This is a genomic window from Coxiella-like endosymbiont, from assembly GCF_030643785.1.
In the GTDB taxonomy this organism is placed as follows: Bacteria; Pseudomonadota; Gammaproteobacteria; order Coxiellales; family Coxiellaceae; genus Coxiella.
In genome coordinates, this window is sequence record NZ_CP094378.1 from 143,895 (window position 1) to 165,108 (window position 21,214).

Below are 21,214 nucleotides of genomic sequence, written 5' to 3' on the forward strand. Positions count from 1 at the left end.
AGGTTTAGTATTTTGGAGCGACTAACCCCCGCCAGGGATGGTCGTAAGCCACATGTAATCGCTTTTGCTGCGCTTACACTCAGAAAAGGTTAAAATAGCTCCTCTTTACTCTATGAGAAGTTCATGTGTAATTGGCAATTATCGTTAAAAAGAGCTGTTACCGATCCATCTGAATTATGCCGCGAATTAGCACTCGATCCAAAAATGTTTCCTCAAATTTCGGAAGCGACTGCTCATTTCCCCTTACGAGTCCCGAGGGGATTTATCGCGCGCATGGAAAAGGGCAACCCAGAAGATCCTCTATTATTGCAAGTGCTCCCTCAAGCAAGGGAGCTAATCGACTCTCCAGGTTACTGCCTAGACCCTCTCAATGAAAAGAAATCGAATCGGGTCCCAGGTCTCTTGCATAAATATGATGGTCGAGTGCTGCTTACACTAAGCGGCGCTTGCGCAATTCATTGTCGCTATTGTTTTCGTCGTCATTTTCCTTACGATGAAAATACGCCTGGGAAAAAAGGATGGAACAGAATTTTTGATTATTTAAAATCGGATATCTCCATCACCGAAATTATTTTAAGCGGGGGTGATCCTTTAACAGTGAAAGACAACATGCTAGTCGAATTCGTTTCTTATCTCGAAAAAATAACCCACCTCAAACGCTTACGCATTCATACACGTTTGCCAATTGTCATTCCTGAAAGAATTACCAATGAATTTATCCATTTGTTAGATCATACACGATTATTACCTACAATTGTTATCCATTGTAACCATCCCAACGAAATCGATAAATCTGTTGCGACAACCCTCCGTTCTTTACAGAGGACAAGAACGACCTTACTAAATCAATCCGTTTTATTAAAAAATATCAATGACCAAGCAGAAACTCTAATTCGTTTAAGTAAAAATTTATTTAAAGCTGGGGTTTTACCTTATTATTTACATCTCCTTGATCGGGTGCAAGGAGCTGCTCACTTTGAAGTGAGCGAAGTGCAAGCACAGTATTTAATTACAGAAATGATAAAAAGCCTTCCAGGTTATCTCGTTCCTAAATTAGTACAAGAAATTGCAGATGCTCCAGCAAAAATACCTGTTGTTACGACTCTCTAAGATTGCACTTTCTAAGATTGCTTTCCACCAGTCTCTTTTTTATCAATCAGCAAGTCGACTTGACGTTGGATACAACATCGGAATTCAAGTGGCTTTGGAACATTAGTATAAAAATTATGAGTGCCACCTATTCCCGTAATAACCAAAGTTCCGTAATTCAAAAATACGTCCTTAATGGTTTGATTAAGATCGACCTCCTTCTAAACGACGCAAGAAAACCTCCAACGAATTGCCGCAGATCCAGCTTTTTTTCATAATGACCCGCTTGTCCGTTATTCCGTATTCCGAAGTCCGATAGGAAATATAAGCTAAAATCAACCAATAAATTCCTATTATTAATGCAATAAAACTACAAATTTCATATTTTCATATAAGGCATACCTTCCCAAAGATTAGAACGAAAGAGAAAATAAGAAGGACCGTACACATAAAATAAAAAAGCAACTATCAGAGCCGAAACTCCTGGGGCATAAATAATTCCATGAGGCCCAGTAAAATAAACTAATTTTTTATCTTTTAGTAATGTCTCTTTTATGTAGCAAGCAGGGTATTAATCATTCTCCAAAAAATTTTTTTCACATTTTAAACACACTCACACTATCCACCTTGTGAAAGCCTTGAGGCAGTTTGTTACCTCGGCATCCTCGTTCACCTTGAAAATTGGTTAAATCACTGGTTTTCAGAGTTAGTTGTCGTTTTCCTGAATAAAGAATCAAGGCGCTATTCTCATTCAATAATGCTAATGCTACACAATATTCTTGACGGTTCGCCAAACGTGCGAGAGGAATCTGAATGATTTTATTCCCTTTTCCTTTTGGTAATTCGGGTAATTCAGCGACGGGGAACACTAGCAATCGTCCTTCCGAAGTAATAGCTGCCAGATATTGCGATTCTTTATCTGTCACCCACAGAGGTTCCATCACTTGTGCTCCTTTGGGGACTTTAATTATGCTTTTCCCACTTCGGCTTTTTACATATAAATTAGTCAGAGTCGTTAAAAATCCATAACCGGCGTCAGAAGTTAACAAGCAAAGATCTTCATTTTTACCCATTAAAACTCCCACAAATTGAGCGCCAACTTCGGGTTTCAATCGAGCTGTTAAGGGTTCACCTAGCCCACGCGCGGACGGCAATGTGTGTACTGGTAATGAATAGCTTTTCCCAGCCGAATCTAAAAAATAACCAGCTCATTGGTGCGGCCTTGGGCTTGCATTAAAAATTCATCTCCCGAACGATAATTCAGCCCACGGCCATCAATATCGTGTCCTTTTGCCGCGCGAACCCAACCTTTTTTTGATAAAATCACGGTAACGGGCTCCGATGGAATCATTTCTTCTTCGCGAATAGCTTTCGAAATAGGTCTTTCAATTAAAGGGGATCGACGCCCATTATCATAATTTTTTTTATCGGCAATTAATTCGGATCGAATCAATTTTTTTAATTTTGTTTTTGATGCTAAGGTTTTTTTGATCTCATCATGTTCTTGAGCTAATCGCATCTGTTCTTCACGAATTTTCTTCTCTTCGAGTTTAGCCAATTGACGTAATTTAATTTCGAAAATGGCATCAGCTTGCTTTTCGCTTAGTTTAAATTGTTTCATTAAATCAGGTTTCAGCTTATCTTCTTGGCGAATAATCGCAATAATTTCGTCTAAATTTAAAAAGGCAATAATCAATCCATCCAGGATGTTCAATCGTTCAATAATGATCTCTAATCGATATTGTAATCGTTTCCGAACGGTCTGCATTCGATAGTCCAGCCATTCTTTCAAAAGAGACAGCAAGTCTTTAACCTGCGGCCGTTCGTCGATTCCTATAACGTTTAAATTAACCCGATAACTGTGCTCTAAATCTGTTGTAGCAAACAAATGCGCCATAAGTTCATCAATGTCCACCCGATTAGACCGAGGCAAAATAACAAGTCGCGTGGGATTTTCATGATCTGACTCATCGCGAATATCACTCACAGTAGGTAACTTTTTAGCAAGCATCTGCGCTGCAATCTGCTCTAAAATTCGATTACCTGAAACTTGATGCGGTAAAGCGGAAATTACAACTTCCCCATTTTCTTGCCGATACGTTGCGCGCATACGTAAGCTTCCTTGGCCTGTTCGATAGATGGTTCGAATTTCACTAACAGGAGTGATAATTTCGGCAGACGTTGGATAGTCAGGCCCTTGGATAAATTTCATCACTTCTTTCAAAGTGGCCTCGGGGTTATCCAATAAATGCACACAGGCATCTGCTACCTCAGCAAGGTTATGGGGAGGGATATCTGTTACCATACCTACTGCAATCCCTGATGCCCCATTTAATAACACATTGGGTAAGCGAGCCGGTAAAAGGACCGGTTCTTGTAACGTGCCATCAAAATTAGAGACCCAATCCACAGTCCCCTTTTCGAGTTCAACCAATAAAAGCTGAGCATACGAAGAAAGTCGGACTTCTGTATAACGCATCGCTGCGAAGGATTTAGGATCGTCAAGGCTCCCCAAGTTCCCTTGTCCGTCCACAAAAGGATAGCGACACGAAAATGGTTGCGCCATTAGCACCATTGCTTCATAACAAGCGGTATCTCCGTGAGGATGAAATTTACCGAGAACGTCTCCCACCGTTCGCGCGGACTTTTTATACTTAGCGGTTGATTTTAAACCTAATTCTGACATGGCATAGATGATACGCCGCTGAACTGGCTTTAGCCCATCAGCAATATGGGGAAACGCGCGATCCAATATTACTGACATGGAATAATCGAGATAGGCTTTTTCAGTGAATTCTGCTAAAGGTTGCTGCTCGATAATGACGCGTATATTCTTATCTGCCATAAAGAAACATATCAATTTTTTAAATGATAGGAGTATATGAGATTTCTAGATATTTGTCAGTTTTAACGCCAGGCGTTCCTTTCTTTCTTTCACAATGCTTGTCATAAAAACAGTTTTGACATATGATTAAAATAATCTAGATAAAATAGTAGAGATCCCTCAATGAACGCTCTGCGGTTAACAAGAATAGTTCTCTTCAGTGTTTTTACCTTTCCTGCCTTCGCAGGAATCAAGAACACACCCGATTTTAAGGGTAATATTGATCATGAAAAGGCTGCTAGCTGTATTAAAGCCATTAAGTAAGTCGAAATTCAAATTAAAAGAACTCTTCGCTGATTATAAAATTTGCGTCCAAAACCTCTTGGTTAAGCAGCCCGTCTGCCAACAGTCTTTAACTTTCTTTAAATTAACGGATGGGGGCATTTTTAAAGCAATTCGTCGCTATAATACTCTTGACGTTATTCATGTAGATTATGTTTACATCGCGGATCAAGGAACAGGTTATTTTCTGGTAATACCAACGGGGCAATTGATTACTTTGCTAGTCTTAATTTCTAAGAAAGAATTAAAATCGGCGCCGGGGTACCAAGACATTACAAACCATTATCCGCATGTAGTAGGTATTTTAGATTTCCCCTATGCAGTAAAATTACTGTATCATCTTTATCGACTGGTTTCCGCACAACAATTAAAAGATGGTTGCAATGCTTGTGCATTAGCGGGCAAAGCGCGTGTAGATTATGACTTTTCGGCAGATGGAAAAGAGTTTTACCAAATAAAAGTACTTAAATTAATCCCGCAGAGTAAATATGCGCAATAATCTCCGCCATTATTCGGTCCTCGATGAAGTCATTCTACAATGTCATAATTTTGTAGAAACCGTATTTAATCAATCCAGAGCCAGCCGGCAAAACCCAGCGAAGGAGTTTCCCGAACCAGTTCTTACCCATTCCGAAAAACAAAACAGTATTCGGTGTATGCGAGTGAACCATAGCGGAGAAGTGTGTGCTCAAGCCCTTTATCGCGGACAAATGATTTTATCTCAAAATTCAGCGGTCCAATCGCTGTTAGCAACAGCGGCCGAGGAAGAAACTGATCATTTAGCATGGTGCAGAGATCGTATAGAGGAATTGGGGGCATACACCAGTTATTTAAATATTTTTTGGTACATCAACGCCTTTCTCATAGGACTATTAGTAGGTGCAGCCGGGGATCGGTGGAGCCTTGGTTTTGTTGAAGAAACAGAAAAACAAGTCGAGACACATTTAGAAAATCATTTACACAAACTTTCCTCTGTTGATGTTAAAAGCTGGAAAATTGTGGAACAAATGCAAAAAGATGAAGTCTCACATGGCCAAAAAGCAAAATCGGCAGGGGCAAAGGAATTGCCTTATACCATAAAAAAATTAATGAGCCTCCATGCCAAAGTTATGACGACTCTGGCCTATTGGATTTAATTCCTAAGTTTTTCCTCTTCCTAATCCTAAAATCAATTGTTGTCGAATGGCTTGAATTTCTTTTTGATAGTTTGAAGCATGAAATAATCCAGAACCTACTACAAAGAAATCAGCTCCAGCTTGAGAAACCGCTGCAATATTATTTAATTTTATTCCACCATCGATCCCGAGCATCGCATTGCTCTTCAATTCTTCTAGCAATTGTCTTGTGATCGTGATTTTTTCCAAACTTTTTGTTATAAAAGATTGGCCTGCGAAACCTGGATTAACCGACATAAGTAAAATTAAATCAACTTCTTTTAAAATAGCAGATGGTAACAACACTGATTGCTCTGGATCAAAAGCAAGTCCCTTTTGCATCCCCGCTTGATCAATTAATGCTAGTGTTTTCTCCATATTTTTTGATGTTTCAGGATGAAAGGTAATCAAATTAGCGCCGGCATTCGTAAACGCTTTTATAAAATCGTTCGGCTTTTCCACCATCAGATGAACATCAATGGGAACAGCAATTCCGGCTTTACGCAACGCTTCGCATACTAGAGGACCAAAACTTAAATTAGGCACAAAATGATGATCCATCACATCAAAATGAATATAGTCAACGCCGGCTTCTACAGCTTGCTTTACTTCTTCTCCTAAGCGAGCGAAATCAGCTGATAAAATTGATGCGGAAATAATTTTTTTTGTAAAAACTCTCTGCTCATGCTATCCCAATCCAACTGATCCAGAAATGGGATCATTTTTTATTTTCATCCCATTCCGTTGGTTTTTCAAATTTGTTCGTAAGCATTTTTAATTTGTTGAGTCTTCTAAATAGCCAGTTTTATCATTTCGGGCAGTAATCTTTTCGCCATCAATTTATCAGGGTGATGTTGACTCATCAAGCGTCGATAAGTTTTTTTAATTTCAGAATCAGTAGTAGCGTTCATGGTTAGTCCTAATATTTTATAAGCATCGTTTAAATGAGAATAGGGACTGGATGGAAACTTTTGGTGGTAGCGTTGATAGTTTTGTTCAACTTAGAAGCGTTGTTCAAATTGATGATATTGGAAACCATTTATCTCCAGGCATTCGCAAATATATTGCAATACTTGTCGCTTATATTGACTAATCTATCCCACATCCGCATAAGCCATTTGAATCTAGATTTCTAAAAATATTCGCAATAAAGTGGGTTAGCATGTATGCCGCAATTGATTGAGAATAACACACTGAAGTTGAAATGGGATTGTTTGCCCTCAGTAAATAAACGGATGTTCTCATTTCATGTTATCGTCCAAGCCCATCTGTTGCATTACATGACGAGCTTGACGAATTTCATTTTTAGAAACTTGACCATCTGATTTAGCTACAAAACCCATTTACGCGGAAAGTGGTATTAAAAAATACTTCCTGCACTTTTAGTTTGCGAGGAGCGATAGGAAGAAGCCGATTGGCAACCATTGATGAAACCAACCTTAATCGAAAATAATATGACCAAAAATTAAACCGGTAATAAGCCCAACTGGACCAGCCAAAAAAATCCTAAAAGCATCCCAATGATTTTGCCAGTCCAATTTTCATTATCTTGTCACACAATTAATTGCGTTAAAATCGAACGACCCTAGGAAGTCCTTCCCAAGATCAGCGATACTGGAAAGACTAGCGTTAAAGATGAGAATGGAGTTAATTAACACGCGAACCGATAGAATCGCTAAGTTCAGAGCTTTATCTGATGATTCTATTTTAAAATCAATCACATAGGAAATTAACGTATGCTTCCTAACCCAACCGCACTGCAATTTACCTCTTTTTTCTGGCCCCTTGCGCCAATTGGAAAAACGCTTTCTCGAACATCGAATAAATATTAAAACGTGATTTTGCAAACAATAGTTAAAAAAACACCGCCACCTTTTATACATCCGTAGACCTGCGCAACTCAGGATTTAAATTGGCACCGGTAGATACCAATCTCTTTCCCGCCGGCTTTCAACAATTTATAAATACGGATTATATACCCCTTTATATCCCACCAAGCTGTGCAGCCACTATAGCGGAGATTTGCCTCGATGTCACACGCCTGCTTCTCATCCCCCGAGAGTTATTTCCGCAACATCTATTATTTTAAAAGTTTAGCTATGCTCCAGGAAATTTTGAAAAATGCAGGATTTGAGGTGTGCATTGGTTCGCTGGACTCTTGATTACCCGAGTTTCAAATTCATGAATTACCTTCAGGCCGCAAACTACGGACTGAACCTTTGAAACGCAAAGGAGACCAAGTAGGAGTGAGGGATTTTTTCCCCTGTTGTGTCATATTAAATAATGACTTATCCGGCCACGTCTCTGATATTTTTCAAAACTTGAACCAACAAATCATACCAGCCCAGCTCCTCAGCTTGGCTGGACAACTCCCCTGAAGTCAGGGTACACTTCACAGCTTATGGAGCTCTGCTTCTGAAGAATTCGCTTCCCTCATCAACCTTTATCTGTGGTTGATTGGCACTCTTTTCGATCAATGTCCGGAAGTTGATTTTCTTAAAAAGAAGGCGAGGGAATGCCTCGTCAACCGCACTGAAGGTATCATCCTGTGCGCTGTTAAAAAATATGTGCTTATAATACAATATTACTGAAGAGCCCTTTCTGGTTATTAAAACAGATGTTGGAACCTATAGAATGGGCGCGATGATGATGATATTCAAGAACCCCGAAGCCCTGCGCTTATCTGGAATCGTAAAAGACGCACACGAATGTCTACTTCGAAAAGGCAGCGTCCCCGTGACTAAAGCGACTGTCAAAGAACGAGTATATTCTTTTGAAACAGCGGAGAAGAAAATGCTGTAGCTGGACCTGTCGTCTATTTATTCGGTCGTCATGTAATCGGTAGTTTCTACCGTATTCATAAAAGGTCGCTGGCCCAACGAAAATTTAAATACCTCGGGGGATGATTTTATTCCTATGAAATTTGACACCTACCCCCTTGTAGTGCACCCTGTGAAACTAATAAAGTCTGTGAACCGATTTTATGTTTATGGCGCAATCGTACGTCTTGCCGCATTAGCGGCAGCTCGTGAATTGGTATTGTTTAATATTTAATAAAGAGTAGATTGTAATGAAAATTGGCATCCTCATGGGACCCTATTTCTAACATTCGTGTCTATAAAGACACAAGTTTTACTCTGTTACTGGCGCTTTAAGCGAGAAATTATGAACTTCATTTTCATGGTTTGAATTAAGCGACACCTATATCCAACTCTTAAATGAGCTCGATATTTTTCTTATGCGAAAAGAATCTACCCTTTAATATGTCTTATATTTATTTGTATTTGCTAGAACTTGCTGAAAAAGACAGATTGTTTGTGGTAAACAAACCGGAGAGTTTACGCGATGCTAATGAAAAATTGTTCGCCAATTGGTTTCCTCAATGCACACCGAACCAAAAAATTTTGGTTATCTCGCGTAAAGAGTTATTACAACTCTTTCTCCAGGAACAAAAAGAAATTGTGATTAAACCGCTCGGAGCAATGGCCAGGTAAATCAATTTTTTCGATTAACTACTCAGGATCCCCAATGTCTTTGTCGTTATTAACACAATGACAGTCAACGGAAAACGAGGAAAACGAGGAAAACGACTCGTCATGGCACAGCAATTTATTCCAGCTATTTATTCCAGCTATTAAAGATATGGCAATAAGCGAATCATTTTAATTAATGGTGAACCCGTTCCTTACCCTTTAGCGCGAATTCCCGCGAAAGGCAATTTTCGTGGAAATTTAGTGGAAGGTGCTATACAGGAGTAGGACAAGAAGAACTGACTGATCGCGATCGATGGATATTTCAACAAATAGGGCCACTCCCCAGGGATTCGGAGAATTAGAAACTCAAGAATTAGAAACTCAATTTAAAATCAATATCGCGGATTAATTCGTCGATTTTCTAGAAAAACAATTTAAACATACGCGGTAAACTTACTGAGAGTTAGCGATGACTGATACTATCGCCGTTACTTGCTTGGACGAATCACGTCAATAATATGCAGAAAAACTTGCAACTGAATTAAAATTAGCTTCGGTTACCCCCTTCTACTAAAAATTATCCTATTTTATTGACTGTCACGCCTTCTCGTATTGAACTGCGTTTGACTGATCCAAAAGCGCCCGATTCTGTGTATATAGATTTCCTTAATAAGGAGCACTGGCTCATCGAAACTTATTTAGAGGAAGTGGCCCATCCCACGACGGGGGGCAATTAATCGCGCTCTCGCTGTTGGATTAAAACCTAATCTCTCACCCTACTGTTTTAGATTTAGCAGGCTTAGAGGCCGAGTGCTTTTATTCTCGCTACTCTCGGATGTAACGCGTAACTATGCTAGAACGCATAATCTCATCATCACTGTACTATTGAAAGAGGGTTTAGCTCGCGCTCACAAACAGCTGAGTGGTTTAAGTTCTTAGAATTAAAATTAATCAAAACAGAAGCGCAAAGTTATCTTTTAAAACTTAAAACTTTTTACGATGTTATTTATACGGACCCGATGCATCTCTATCCTGTGAAAAAAATCTGCGCTCGTAAAAAAAAGAAATTCGGATATTAGATCATGTAAGTGGGTAAAGACGAAGATACACACCCCAACTCTTAGAGATCGCTTTTAAAGAAAGCAAAATATGGCGTCGTTGTTAAATACCCGAGATTAGCACTTAAATTAACGGATTCTAATCCCACCATATTTTACGAAGTCAAAAGCAGCCGATTCGATATCTATCTGACTTAAAGCAATCATCACGCTGCAAAAGAAGAGCCACAACCGCAGGTAGTTTTTGCATTAGGGTTACGAATCACAAATTGAGCGCCACTTATATCCTCGCGGTAATCGATTTCAGCACCTTGGAGGTATTGGAGACTTAAAGGATCAACTAATAACCTTACCAATCCTACTTGGCCACTCCCACCATATTCATTCTCTTCTTCCTTTGTCTCTAAGGCTTTCTCAATAACCAAATCATCGGGGTTTATGGTTTCATCGAAGGTAAATCCATATTGAAATCCTGAACAACCACCACCAGTGATAAAGACGCGCAAATTCAGATGAGGATTATTTTCCTCATCAATGAGTCCCTTCACTTTACAGGCTGCAGCGTCAGTAAAGATTAGGGTAAGCTGGGGAGGAAGTTTTCGTGCTAAATCTACCATAGGAATGGATTATCCAATTATTAGACATCAGCGTCAACTAGCTTATTTTTTCACATTTGTAAGCTACTCTACGCTTAGAGATTTTTTAGATCGAACTCATCCAAGGATTTTCTATTCTTTAGGCTACCGGGCCCTTGTACAATACGGAATATACGCTGGATTCTCGATTTCCATTTTATCTTTGTTGCTTACTGGTTTACGGCCTTTTACCTAACGTGACTTTTCGTGTATCACGCTCAAACGGAAGATTAAATTATTAATGAACGATTTAAGATTATGGAGCGAAAAATGTTTTTTGGAATAAATGACACCCGGTGGTGGTATTTTAGCAAACTGTGTTTAGTTTATGGTTACTTCCCTGGAATTGGCCCTACTATTGCCCATGCCCTATGGATGTATATCAAAATAGGATCAGTAGCACTTTTATGGGTTTTTCATTTCATTTGTACGAAGTATTTACTGGATTTTAACACGACCGCAATCCACATTCGCACCAATTTTACTGCTGGTTTAACGAAATTCCGACGGTGCTATTAATGTTAATCGTGATATTAGCTATTATTAAACTCTAAAAATAGCTTTACATTATAGCTTTACATTTTAATCATTTCAAAATCCGATTTCATCGCACCACACTCGGGGCAAAGCCACTCTTCGGACACATCGTCCCAGCGGGTGCCTGGAGCAATCCCGTCTTCGGGCCAGCCTTTTTCTTCTTCGTAGATGAAACCACATAATAAGCACATGTATTTTTTATATGGCATAATAAAGCGCCTTAAATTATAGGGAGGACGAATGACCGACCACTCTCTACTGTTCTCTTTGAGAAATCCCAAAATTATATGCCAAGTGGCGCCAATTCACCAGTGCGGGCCTTCCACGTTGTAGGGAGGGGGAGGGGGAAGCACCCCCGATTTATCAAGAAGGCGTACGCAGCGAGGCCCCCTACCATTTTTTGATATTGCGGATAATAACCATTTCATTAATTACGTGGGCTCTTTGGGGGCAAAGATCCTTGGCCATATTTCCCATCCGGCGATTATCCAAGTAGTCTACGAAGCCGTTAAAAATGAGCTATAAGTTTTGGTGCCTCTTGTGAAAATGAAGTGAAGTTAGCTGCTGCTATCCATGAGTTTATACCCTCCATTAAAAAGGTGCGCATGGTGAAACTTCTGGTACCGAAGCCACTATGAGCCTCACTACGACTAGCCCGAGGTTTTACTAGGCAAGATAAAATTATCAAATTTAAGGGGGTTGTTTTACTAAGGCCATGCCGATTGTCTGCTCGTAAAAGTGGGATCCGGCGCCCTCACTTTTGGAGCTCCCGGCCCCCACGGGGGTTGCCAATGGGTACTACTCAAGATAATTTGACGGAAACCTTTGATGACTTAAACTCTGTGATTTCATCTGTGATTTCGCTTTTTGAAACATTCCCTCATGAAATTGCCGCTGTCATCGTAGAAACCAGATTGCAGGTAATATAAATTTAGTTCCTGGAACACTTAAAAAGGACTACTGAAGCTTCTTCGTAGCCACTATATGGCAGCTTGTTAATTTTTGATGAAGTAATTTACAGGGTTCCGCGTAGCGAAGGGTGGTACCCAACCAAAGAGTGGTATCCAAAGTCTATATAAGATCAAACTGGATCTGACTGCACTAGGTAAAATCATTAGATGAGGGATTTCCTTGTCGGTACTTTATGGTGGACGGAGCGACATCATGGATCCTTTGTCACCCAAAGGACCTGTATACCAGGCAGGAACTTTATCCGGCAACCCTATCACTATAGCTTGCCGGTTTAGCCGCTTTAAAAGAACTTGAGAAAGAGAATTTTTATTCTGTTTTGAAAGAAAAAATAGAACGCTTAATCCTCGATATTTTAACACTCGCTAATGCTAAAAAAATTCTATTAACTGCCAATTTTTAACCAATTTTTGTTGCGGTATTTTTGGTTTATTTTTTATAACCCAGGAACAGATAACCCGCTACGACCAAGTATTGGCTTGCAACAAAAAGCATTTTCAGCAATTTTTCGATGTGATGTTTAATAACGGCATTTATTTGGCGCCTTCAGCATTTGAGTCAGGATTTGCCTTTTCAGCTCATACTGATAATCACATCGAGCAAACGTTAAGATCAGTCGAAAGGGCTTTGAATTATTTTGATTAATTGGAGTGAATTAATATACGTCTCCACCCTATCTCGATGCGCCTGGGTAAATAAATCATGATATTGAATAGGGAGTGCCTTTATATAATGACTGACAGTTATTCAAATTTTTAATTCTGAAAGGGATGCAGGCAGGATTAAAACTGGTTAACTATTTTAAAAAAACGCGACAATTATCGTACCACATTTGATAATTTTGATGTAAAGATTATTTCCCACTATAATCACTCGAAAATAAATCGACTGCTTAAAGATTCAGGAATTATTTGTAATAAATTAAAAATCCAGGCAGTTATTACTAATTCCCAAGCATTTTTGCAAGTGACGGAAGAGTGGGGAAATTTCTCAGATTATATTTGGCATTTTATAAGCGAGCACCTGGTTCAAAATCACTGGCAAACTTCCAAACAAGTTCCCCACCTACCTCTGCGATTTCCGATGTGATATCAAAAGATTTAAAAAACGGGGATTTAATTTGTAGGCATTACGATCTGTTATGCCTTTATACAAGCCCATGGGAATGGGTGAATGACCACACCATAACTTCTTTTCAACACAAAGAAATTGAGAATTTACCTTCGTCCCAATTCGACTTTGGGGAGACAGCCCTCAAGGATTTAAGTCCAAACTAAAATAAATGTTCATCGTCTTTAGAACCATCCGTATCTACTGAGGTCCCCAAAGGAACTAATGATGGCGCGGAGGAAAATTGCGTAGGCGCGTAACGTTGGCGAAATATTTCAAATATCGCATCGGACTGATTCGGCAAGGCCAAAAGGCCGGTATGGGGGTCTATGTGAACCATTACCATGCCAGGCGGTTGTGGCAAAGTGGCTTCGGGTTGACCTTGGAGAGCCGCACGCATGAATTGTACCCAAATGGGTAAGGCGGCTTGGGCACCATATTCGTGCAAGGGTCGCATATTGTCATATCCCACCCAAACGGTTGTCTCTAAATGGGCGTTGAACCCAGAAAACCAAGCGTCAACTTTGTCGTTTGTTGTCCCCGTTTTTCCGGCTAAATCGCTGCGATTGAGCACTTTTGCACCACGGCCTGTCCCGTAACGAATAACATCATGCAAAGCTTGAGTAATTAAATACGCGTTTTGAGGAGTGATTACTTGAGGTGCCATGGGATTTTTTGGTAATTGCTCGACCGGGAGTGGGAATGATGTTTGCGTAACGCAAGTACTACATGCTTGCAATGGCTGAGCTTGATATAAAATATGATGAGATTGATCTTCGATTCGAGCGATAAAATAGGGATTAACACGAAAGCCGCCATTGGCAAAAAGCGCATAACCCCGTGCGATCTGCAGAGGTGAGAGGCTTGCCGTACCCAAAGCCAATGAAAGAGAGTGGGGCAATACATTAGGATCGAAACCAAAGCGTTTCAGATAATGAATCGCGTAAGGAATCCCGATTTGCTGCAACAACCGTATGGACACCAAATTCCGAGACTTGATTAGGCCAATTCGCATCGAGGTAGGGCCATAAAACTTTTTTGTGTCATTCATGGGTCTCCACAGACTATTTTCACCCGAGTCAGACATAACAACAGGTGCATCATTAATCATAGTAGCCAACGTATATCCTTTAGCTAGAGCAGCCGAATAAAGAAAAGGTTTAAAATTCGAACCGGGTTGGCGCTCCGCTTGAGTGACGCGATTAAAACTACTGTGCCCATAATCAAATCCCCCACCAGCGCTAATAGAGCCCCATTTTCCGGATTCAAAGCTACTAAAGCTCCTTCCACTTGAGGAATTTGTGTCAATCGCCATTGATCACTTTGCGTTTGCATAACCTCGATAACATCCCCTTCCCGTACAATATCGCTCGCTTGTACAGGCGCCGAGCCGACATAGCCTTCCTCTAAAGCCGGTCTGGGCCAGGACAAACCATTCCAGGGGAGGGTGACTGTCTGACCACTGGCTAGGAGCACCTGGATATTATTAGTCCCTACTACTAGGACTGCTGCTGGAAAAATACCATCGATGATAGGTTTCTTCTGTAATACTTGGATCCACGTTGCGCGATCAAAAGCACCCAAATTTTCTTGAGATTTGCGATATCCGTGTCGTTCTTCGTAAGCAATCAACCCATCCCGCAAAGAACGATTTGCTTCCTCTTGGAGTTTTGAAGAGAGGGTTGTATAGATCATTAATCCCCGATTGTAAGCCTCTTCACCATACTTATCTATCACCGCTTCCCGGACCATTTCAGCCACATAAGGCGCTTGCACCTGAGTAGTAGCTGCATGATATTTTTCCGTAATCGGTGCTTTAGTGGCTTCTAAATACTGCTGATTATTAATAAAGCCTACTTCATACATACGGCTTAGTACATGATTGCGTCTCCGGAGAGCTAATTCAGGATTTTTCAGGGGATTGTTTCGCGAAGGGGCTTGAGGTAACCCTGCAATCATTGCCATTTGTGGTAATGTTAATTGATTGAGCGATTTGCCATAATAAACCTCGGCTGCAGCTGCCACTCCATAAGCACGATTGCCAAAATAAATCTTATTTAAATACAATTCGAGGATTTTATCTTTGCTAAGTTCCTTATCAATTTTCAAGGCCAACAGAATTTCGTTAATTTTTCGGGAATAGGTTTTCTTGCGGGTTAAAAAGAAATTACGTGCGACTTGCATTGTAATGGTGCTGGCACCTTGCGAGCGCTTGCCTGTTGTGATTACCGATTTTGCTGCACGAATCATTCCAATTAAATCAATACCGGAATGTTCATAAAAACGCGCATCCTCAGTGGCCAATATGGCATTAATTAATGGCTTGGGCACTTGATCTAAAGTGATCGGAATTCGCCTTTTAGCCCCAAATTGGGAGATTAACTTGCCGTCAGCCGTATAAATGAATAAAGGGACTTGCAAATGCACATCACGCAAGGTTGTCACATCCGGCAATTGCCATTCCATGTATATATAAAAGACCGCAATAATTAAAACAGCGGTAAAAGCAAAATTAAACAAAGCCCACACCGTGTGGGCGGCAAAATGACGGACTTTATCCATGCGGAAAATTTTATCACACATCCCAATCTCTGTATCCAATCCCTGTATTGTGCTGTTTATGCAGAAGATTAGACTCTACCGATGCTGTTTCTCAGAACTTCAATTTTCAAGTAGGCATCGAGAGTAGAAATTCACAAAATTCGAGGGATTAAGGGTACACTGCTTAAAAAGGATTCTGGGAGATTCTTTCTCAGTCTATTGTGTATCACGTGCAGAGTTTCCAAAACTTACGCAAGCACTAATTAAATTAGGCCATAAATTTGGGATATAGAGGCGCAAAAAACCATTTTGACGATCAATTATAATAAAATATAATAAAACGTTAAACCAAACGTATACGTTTTAATCCAACACCTACTGATAGTGAAAACAATATCATCTAAAAGAAAAATTTCTCTTATTATTTGGCTTGAACACCGCAGAAATCTACTACGATTATTATCCCATACAAAATTCTTTCCATCATATTATTGCCATTAAAAGATCGGTCGTCGATGAAATTAGAATGGTTTGTGCAAATGCGCTTGCTATTGATGTAAATACTCTGTCATGCACATGGCTCTTAAACATAATAAACCAGCTCGTCACGCCGGTTGGATTTATTTTGTTCCAAGATAAAAGTATCCGCTTATGCGTATTCGATAATAAACGATTACTATATATCGATCAGGTAGCATGTTCCGACCTTGATACAGGTATTCGCCGAGCTTTGCAATTTTATTATCAATTAGAATTCCAATATCGAGTAAAAAAATTATTTTTACTCGATAATTTAGATACTAAAAAGATTAAATCGTCCAACATTGAATCTCCACAATTTAATCCAAAAATCTTCTCAGCAAACAACTTCGACAATCGCTTTTGGCTAGCATTTGCTTCAGAAATCTGGGGGTTGCCAAAAATGAATCAATCTTCCCCCCTCCTGGAGACAGGTATTGCAACGGCGGCGTTATTTTCTACACCATAGTTTATGGATGGTTAGTATTCTAATTTCTTTAATAACTATTTTATTAGGTCTACATTTCAGTTTATCGAAAAATATCACTATGAAGAAAAACCATATTACTCTACTGAATAAGGAATTAGAAAGTTTACCTATTGTAAATATCACTAAGACCCTTCCCTTTACTGAAAAAAATTCTCAAAGAACTAATAATATTTCTTCTTTAAAGAAAATTACTTAGGCGCTACTTACTCAGTGTATTTTGACTCGGTTAACATTCGAAAATAACTACTGGAAAATCCAAGGAATGTCGTTTAAAACCGACTCTGTCCTAACTTTCATCCAGCACCTTAAAAAAATTCCTGGATTTTCATTTATATTTTCATCTATTTTTTTACCCATATGAATGAAGATCACCATGTTTTTTGTCATTCAGTCACCTAAGGCCCTCTAAAAATAGCTGTATTTTTGCTTATCCATCTGGCCATCTTAATAACAGGATACTCCTTCTTGCTTCGATTGCAATTTCATCACTATCAATATCTCGATGAAGCGCTTCATGAGAAAGAATTACGACTCACTCACATTAAAAATTTAACTTTCAGCCAATTTAGTTATCTGAATGTATTAAGAGCACTAAAACATCCAGTGGACACCCAACCAGCTTATTGTCCTTCTTACCACAGCAGCTCAACAAAAATATTTGCGATTAATTCGTATTGAACCTGAAAAAGCAGAAAAGAGTAAATCATTTTCTCTTGTTTAATTAGATTTGCTCGCGGAAGGTGAATTTTCAAATTTGAGTGCCTTTCTTGAAATTTTCTTATATTTTCCGAATTTGTTTGTCATATTGCAATTACAAATGCAACCTTTAAATAACCATATCGTTTTACATTGCAACGTCAATATTTATTATGATTAAAACTATTTTATGGATAATTATTCTTTTAAGTTTAGTCAATGCCGTTTTTTGCGCGATAAGGGAACGCCATCCTTTTTCTTTTCCCACATTAGATCAACCCTTATCTCTGATGAAAATAATTTTTCTTTCAATTCATTATGCCAAAGCTAAATTTAACGGTTATGCACTGGCTGATAACTGTAGAAATCAGCTTTGGATTCGAGATAAGAAATCCCATATTCGGTCCATTCAATCTTTTATTAAATGCTTAGATATCCCAATTGATCAAATATTAATTAAAACACGAATTGTAAGTATCGATAACCACAATTTGCGCTCTCTAGTATTCTATTTGGAACTAAGCAGAATAGCAGCGAACCTGCTGACGGACTTATGCGTGACAATTCTGACCTTACTATCCAATTTGATATTGCGAGGATATATCCCTATAATCAAATTAAAAAATGGTCAATTGTTAGATATGGCACTTTCGGGGCTCGAACAAGAGGGAGACGCAGAGCTTATCTCAAGCCCTGAACTTATGACTAACAATCATCAAACAGCAGTAATCGAATCCGGGAAAGAGATTCCCTACCAAGAAAAAATTGGAGAAGGGAATACTAGTGTGACATTTAAAAAAGCAACCCTCCCTCTTAAAGTCACATATATTGTCTTACCTAGCAGATGCATCCTTTTACAACTTGCTGTAAATTATCATAAATTGCTGTAAATTATCATAAAATAATTTATTTTTTAGCAAATGGCGTACCGGCTATTCAGACTCAATAATTAACCACTGATATATAATTAACCACTGATATAATGGTTGACAATCAAGGAACAGTAGCCTTAGGCGAAATCTATGAACAGGATAACCAATAGGAAAAAACTGGAATCCCGAGTTTGCGTAGGATTTCTCTTTTAGAGAGACATTTTGTTACCATCAGTGCATTAACAAGCACAAACAATTATTAATTTTTGTAACACCTCAAATGATTATGATACATGCACAACGATAAAAAACTCAGAAACATCTATCTTATCGGACCCATGGGTTCCGGGAAAACGAGTGTGGGTAAACAGCTCGCTAACTTAACCGGAAATCGTTTTTATGATTCGGATATTGAAATTGAAAAACGCACCGGTGCAGACATCCCATCGATTTTCGAGCGGGAAGGAGAAGAAGGTTTTCGTAAACGCGAAGCCGACATGATTTCTTCATTGTGTAAATTTAATAATATTGTTTTATCCACGGGAGGGGGAGTCGTATTAAATGAAACTAACCGCCGTTTTTTATCTGAAAACGGTATCGTGGTCTATTTAACGGTGTCAGTAGAAACACAATTAAAACGGATCACTTGTAAAGGGAAGGCTCGCCCTCTCTTTATCAAACATAATTCCAAAAAAAACTTCAGGAAATTAATGAAGAACGCGAGCCTTTGTATCAAGCTATTGCTGATTTCACTTATCGAATGGATAATTTAAAACCTCGTCAATTATCAATTCGAATTTTGACGGATGTTAAAAAATTTATAAAGTGAGCTTATGAATACTGCTTGTATTTTTGTTAATGTCAAAGAATCTAGTTATCCCATTTATATTGGTGCAGATCTCTTAAACGACAAAAAACTTCTTTACCAATATATTGAAGGCCCTCAGACAATGATTGTGACTAACGACACGATTGCGCCATTCTATCTTGCACCGTTAAAAACTATTTTTCACGATATTCAGTGTGATCAATTTCTCTTGCCCGATGGAGAACAGTTCAAAGATATTAAACAGTGGCAGAAAATCCTAAATAAACTAATTGCAGTTAATCATCATCGAAACACCACTTTAATTGCTTTAGGAGGGGGCGTCGTAGGAGATCTCACAGGTTTTGCCGCGGCGTGTTATAAACGAGGAGTGGATTTCATCCAATTTCCAACAACTCTCCTGGCTCAAGTTGATGCCTCTATTGGTGGCAAAACTGCTGTAAATCATCCGTCAGGTAAAAATCTTATCGGCGCATTTCATCAGCCTAAAGCGGTAATTATTGATCTCAACACTCTTCACACCTTACGTCCACGCGAATTTAATGCAGGAATTGCTGAAATTATTAAAGCCGCGCTGATCTACGATGAGGAATTTTATATTGATCTCGAAACAAATATTACCTCTTTATTACGACGAGATTTAGATTATCTCCAAACTGCTATTAAACGAGCCTGCGAAATCAAGCGAGATATTGTCAGTGTAGATGAAAAAGAGAAAACTAGTCAACGTACTCTCTTGAACTTGGGACATACCTTTGGCCATGCTATCGAGCAGCTTTTAGGTTATGGATATTGGCTCCATGGCGAAGCAGTAGCAGTGGGCTTAATATTAGCGGCTGAATTATCCTCGTACCTAGGGCGTATTCGTTCTAACGAAGTGAATCGCGTTCGAGAGCTGCTCCAACAAATTCCCTTACCTACTCAATTACCTAAAGAGATTGCTCAAGATTCCTTATTATCTGCTATGCATAGGGATAAAAAAGTAATGAATGACCAGCTACGCCTCGTGTTATTGGAACAGATTGGGGGTGCATTTATCTCGGATCAGATTAATGACGATACCTTAAAATTATTTTTTACTAGTTTAAATAAAAAAACTGGTATAATCTAGTTAAAAATGATGAAAGAATTTCTTTATGAACATTGAAGAAGAGTTCAACGAATTATCTTACCAACCTGTAACACAGCCTTTATAGCGGCAAAATTGGGTTAAATATATCTATTTCCTGCTGTTAGCTCTAATTTTTTTGGTACTCTGGTATCACACAAACATCATTACCCTCGAATAGTAGCAACCCATATGATCAGTAATGCGATGAATCCTATTTAAATGGCTGAGCAAATTCTTTCAGAAAGTCAAAAAGTACCTAATTATTAGAGTTTATTAGAGTCGTAATGAAAGAAAGGACACCTTAGAAGTAAGGTAAGCATCAACCTTATTTAAGCACGTCTTCATAGCAACTCCATAAGCTATTGGTTGTAATATATTTCTTCCACATTCGAATAAACCACCAATTAGAAGATCAATGATTCTCTAAAGTTTTTTGTCGTTCTTCTTCTAAAAGGACCGACAATTGCTTTATTTTTTTATCATCATTAAGCCGCTTATCATTCAACTTTTTATTTAAATACTTCTCAACTATTATACTTCTCAACTATTATTGGAAATATACCTGCTGAACTTTTCAACTCTCCTTTGTCGTTTTCTAACGAGAGCAAGCTCTGATAACGTATGTTCCAATGGGTTTTCTTTTTCGGGGTTTAATTGATCATCCTTTCCCTTGAGAATTTCAATAAGGATTCTAACTCGGCTGTCCATGCCTTTAACCAATTGTCTTAATTGCTCTATACAATCACGAGGACGGTCGTCGTTTTTGTAGCAGTCTAGGGAATAAGAGAATAAGGTTTCGTAATAATTCGTAATAATAAGCAAATTATTTAATAATTGCTAATTGTTCTGGATTTTTTTGAATTTTAAGTATTTTCTTTAATTCCGCACGACTTTCAAAAAATTTTTAAAGTCCTAGCTAAAATCATATAAATTTCTTGTATCTTCCTCCAGACTGAGGTCGGCTCATC

14 protein-coding genes and 9 pseudogenes are annotated in these 21,214 nt (G+C 38.9%); 16 read left to right on the plus strand and 7 right to left on the minus strand.

The genetic code is table 11. The annotated features are described in order from the left end of the window. Positions 1 to 123: 123 nt before the first annotated feature. Positions 124 to 1,110: an EF-P beta-lysylation protein EpmB gene (gene epmB, locus MRH55_RS00715; RefSeq protein WP_304985620.1), complete on the plus strand. Its 987-nt coding sequence runs from the start codon at positions 124 to 126 to the stop codon at positions 1,108 to 1,110. Between the two features lie 183 nt (positions 1,111 to 1,293). Here epmB and MRH55_RS08140 read toward each other — a convergent pair whose 3' ends face one another. Together MRH55_RS08140 and parC are read right to left on the minus strand one after the other, a co-directional pair. Beyond that, positions 1,294 to 1,428: a PH domain-containing protein gene (locus tag MRH55_RS08140; RefSeq protein WP_500784510.1), complete on the minus strand. Its 135-nt coding sequence runs from the start codon at positions 1,426 to 1,428 to the stop codon at positions 1,294 to 1,296. A 257-nt stretch (positions 1,429 to 1,685) separates the two neighbouring features. Then, positions 1,686 to 3,934, minus strand: a pseudogene (gene parC, locus MRH55_RS00720) (DNA topoisomerase IV subunit A). A gap of 361 nt (positions 3,935 to 4,295) precedes the next feature. Between parC and MRH55_RS00725 the strand changes: the two are divergent. Both MRH55_RS00725 and coq7 read left to right on the plus strand, forming a co-directional pair. Further along, complete coding sequence (locus tag MRH55_RS00725) at positions 4,296 to 4,754, plus strand: hypothetical protein (protein WP_304985621.1); 459 nt, start codon at positions 4,296 to 4,298, stop codon at positions 4,752 to 4,754. Beyond that, positions 4,744 to 5,391, plus strand: coding sequence for a 2-polyprenyl-3-methyl-6-methoxy-1,4-benzoquinone monooxygenase (coq7, locus tag MRH55_RS00730; protein ID WP_304985622.1), 648 nt, complete (start codon positions 4,744 to 4,746; stop codon positions 5,389 to 5,391). Before MRH55_RS00725 ends, coq7 begins: the two co-directional genes overlap by 11 nt. A 3-nt stretch (positions 5,392 to 5,394) precedes the next feature. Here the strand turns inward: coq7 and rpe are convergent, their stop codons facing one another. Both rpe and djlA read right to left on the minus strand, forming a co-directional pair. Further along, positions 5,395 to 6,069, minus strand: coding sequence for a ribulose-phosphate 3-epimerase (gene rpe, locus MRH55_RS00735; RefSeq protein ID WP_304986184.1), 675 nt, complete (start codon positions 6,067 to 6,069; stop codon positions 5,395 to 5,397). Positions 6,070 to 6,200: 131 nt separating this feature from the next. Further along, a pseudogene (gene djlA, locus MRH55_RS07960) lies at positions 6,201 to 6,925 on the minus strand (co-chaperone DjlA). A gap of 396 nt (positions 6,926 to 7,321) precedes the next feature. Here djlA and MRH55_RS00745 point away from each other — a divergent pair. From MRH55_RS00745 to MRH55_RS07485, 7 genes and pseudogenes are all read left to right on the plus strand, one after another. Beyond that, on the plus strand, positions 7,322 to 7,498 hold the full coding sequence (locus tag MRH55_RS00745; protein ID WP_304985624.1) for a glutamate--cysteine ligase: 177 nt from the start codon (positions 7,322 to 7,324) through the stop codon (positions 7,496 to 7,498). A 10-nt stretch (positions 7,499 to 7,508) separates the two neighbouring features. Further along, positions 7,509 to 8,000: pseudogene (locus MRH55_RS00750) on the plus strand (glutamate--cysteine ligase). Between the two features lie 43 nt (positions 8,001 to 8,043). Continuing rightward, positions 8,044 to 8,211 (plus strand): hypothetical protein, encoded by a 168-nt coding sequence (locus MRH55_RS07480; RefSeq protein WP_369421254.1) that lies wholly within the window; start codon positions 8,044 to 8,046, stop codon positions 8,209 to 8,211. Positions 8,212 to 8,231: 20 nt separating this feature from the next. After that, positions 8,232 to 8,315: pseudogene (locus MRH55_RS00755) on the plus strand (hypothetical protein); the annotation flags it as partial. Positions 8,316 to 8,325: 10 nt separating this feature from the next. Continuing rightward, positions 8,326 to 8,463 carry a hypothetical protein gene (locus tag MRH55_RS00760; RefSeq protein WP_304985625.1) on the plus strand — a complete coding sequence of 46 codons (138 nt, stop codon included), beginning with the start codon at positions 8,326 to 8,328 and terminating at the stop codon, positions 8,461 to 8,463. Positions 8,464 to 8,479: 16 nt separating this feature from the next. Next, positions 8,480 to 9,229 (plus strand): annotated as a pseudogene (locus tag MRH55_RS00765) (ATP-grasp domain-containing protein); the annotation flags it as partial. Positions 9,230 to 9,832: 603 nt separating this feature from the next. Further along, a pseudogene (locus MRH55_RS07485) lies at positions 9,833 to 10,138 on the plus strand (class I SAM-dependent methyltransferase). 8 nt (positions 10,139 to 10,146) lie between these two features. Here the strand turns inward: MRH55_RS07485 and erpA are convergent. Next, a complete protein-coding gene (gene erpA / locus MRH55_RS00770) occupies positions 10,147 to 10,557 on the minus strand; it encodes an iron-sulfur cluster insertion protein ErpA (protein WP_304985626.1) in 411 nt (136 codons plus the stop codon). Positions 10,558 to 11,150: 593 nt separating this feature from the next. After that, complete coding sequence (locus MRH55_RS00775) at positions 11,151 to 11,321, minus strand: rubredoxin (protein WP_304985627.1); 171 nt, start codon at positions 11,319 to 11,321, stop codon at positions 11,151 to 11,153. A gap of 31 nt (positions 11,322 to 11,352) precedes the next feature. Between MRH55_RS00775 and MRH55_RS07490 the strand changes: the two are divergent. Together MRH55_RS07490 and MRH55_RS00785 are read left to right on the plus strand one after the other, a co-directional pair. Further along, a pseudogene (locus MRH55_RS07490) lies at positions 11,353 to 12,726 on the plus strand (glutamate-1-semialdehyde 2,1-aminomutase). A 153-nt stretch (positions 12,727 to 12,879) separates the two neighbouring features. After that, positions 12,880 to 13,170, plus strand: a complete 291-nt coding sequence (locus MRH55_RS00785; protein ID WP_304986185.1) for a DNA-3-methyladenine glycosylase I — start codon at positions 12,880 to 12,882, stop codon at positions 13,168 to 13,170. Positions 13,171 to 13,354: 184 nt separating this feature from the next. Here the strand turns inward: MRH55_RS00785 and MRH55_RS00790 are convergent. After that, positions 13,355 to 15,753: pseudogene (locus MRH55_RS00790) on the minus strand (penicillin-binding protein 1A). 409 nt (positions 15,754 to 16,162) lie between these two features. Between MRH55_RS00790 and MRH55_RS00795 the strand changes: the two are divergent. The 4 genes and pseudogenes from MRH55_RS00795 to aroB all read left to right on the plus strand — a co-directional run bounded on the left by MRH55_RS00795 (position 16,163) and on the right by aroB (position 20,246). Continuing rightward, a complete protein-coding gene (locus tag MRH55_RS00795; RefSeq protein ID WP_304985629.1) occupies positions 16,163 to 16,720 on the plus strand; it encodes a type IV pilus biogenesis protein PilM in 558 nt (185 codons plus the stop codon). Positions 16,721 to 17,610: 890 nt separating this feature from the next. After that, positions 17,611 to 18,327, plus strand: coding sequence for a secretin GspD/PilQ domain-containing protein (locus MRH55_RS00800; protein ID WP_304985630.1), 717 nt, complete (start codon positions 17,611 to 17,613; stop codon positions 18,325 to 18,327). Positions 18,328 to 18,602: 275 nt separating this feature from the next. Next, positions 18,603 to 19,138 (plus strand): annotated as a pseudogene (locus MRH55_RS00805) (shikimate kinase). A gap of 4 nt (positions 19,139 to 19,142) precedes the next feature. Then, positions 19,143 to 20,246: a 3-dehydroquinate synthase gene (aroB, locus tag MRH55_RS00810; protein ID WP_304985631.1), complete on the plus strand. Its 1,104-nt coding sequence runs from the start codon at positions 19,143 to 19,145 to the stop codon at positions 20,244 to 20,246. Positions 20,247 to 21,214 lie beyond the last annotated feature (968 nt).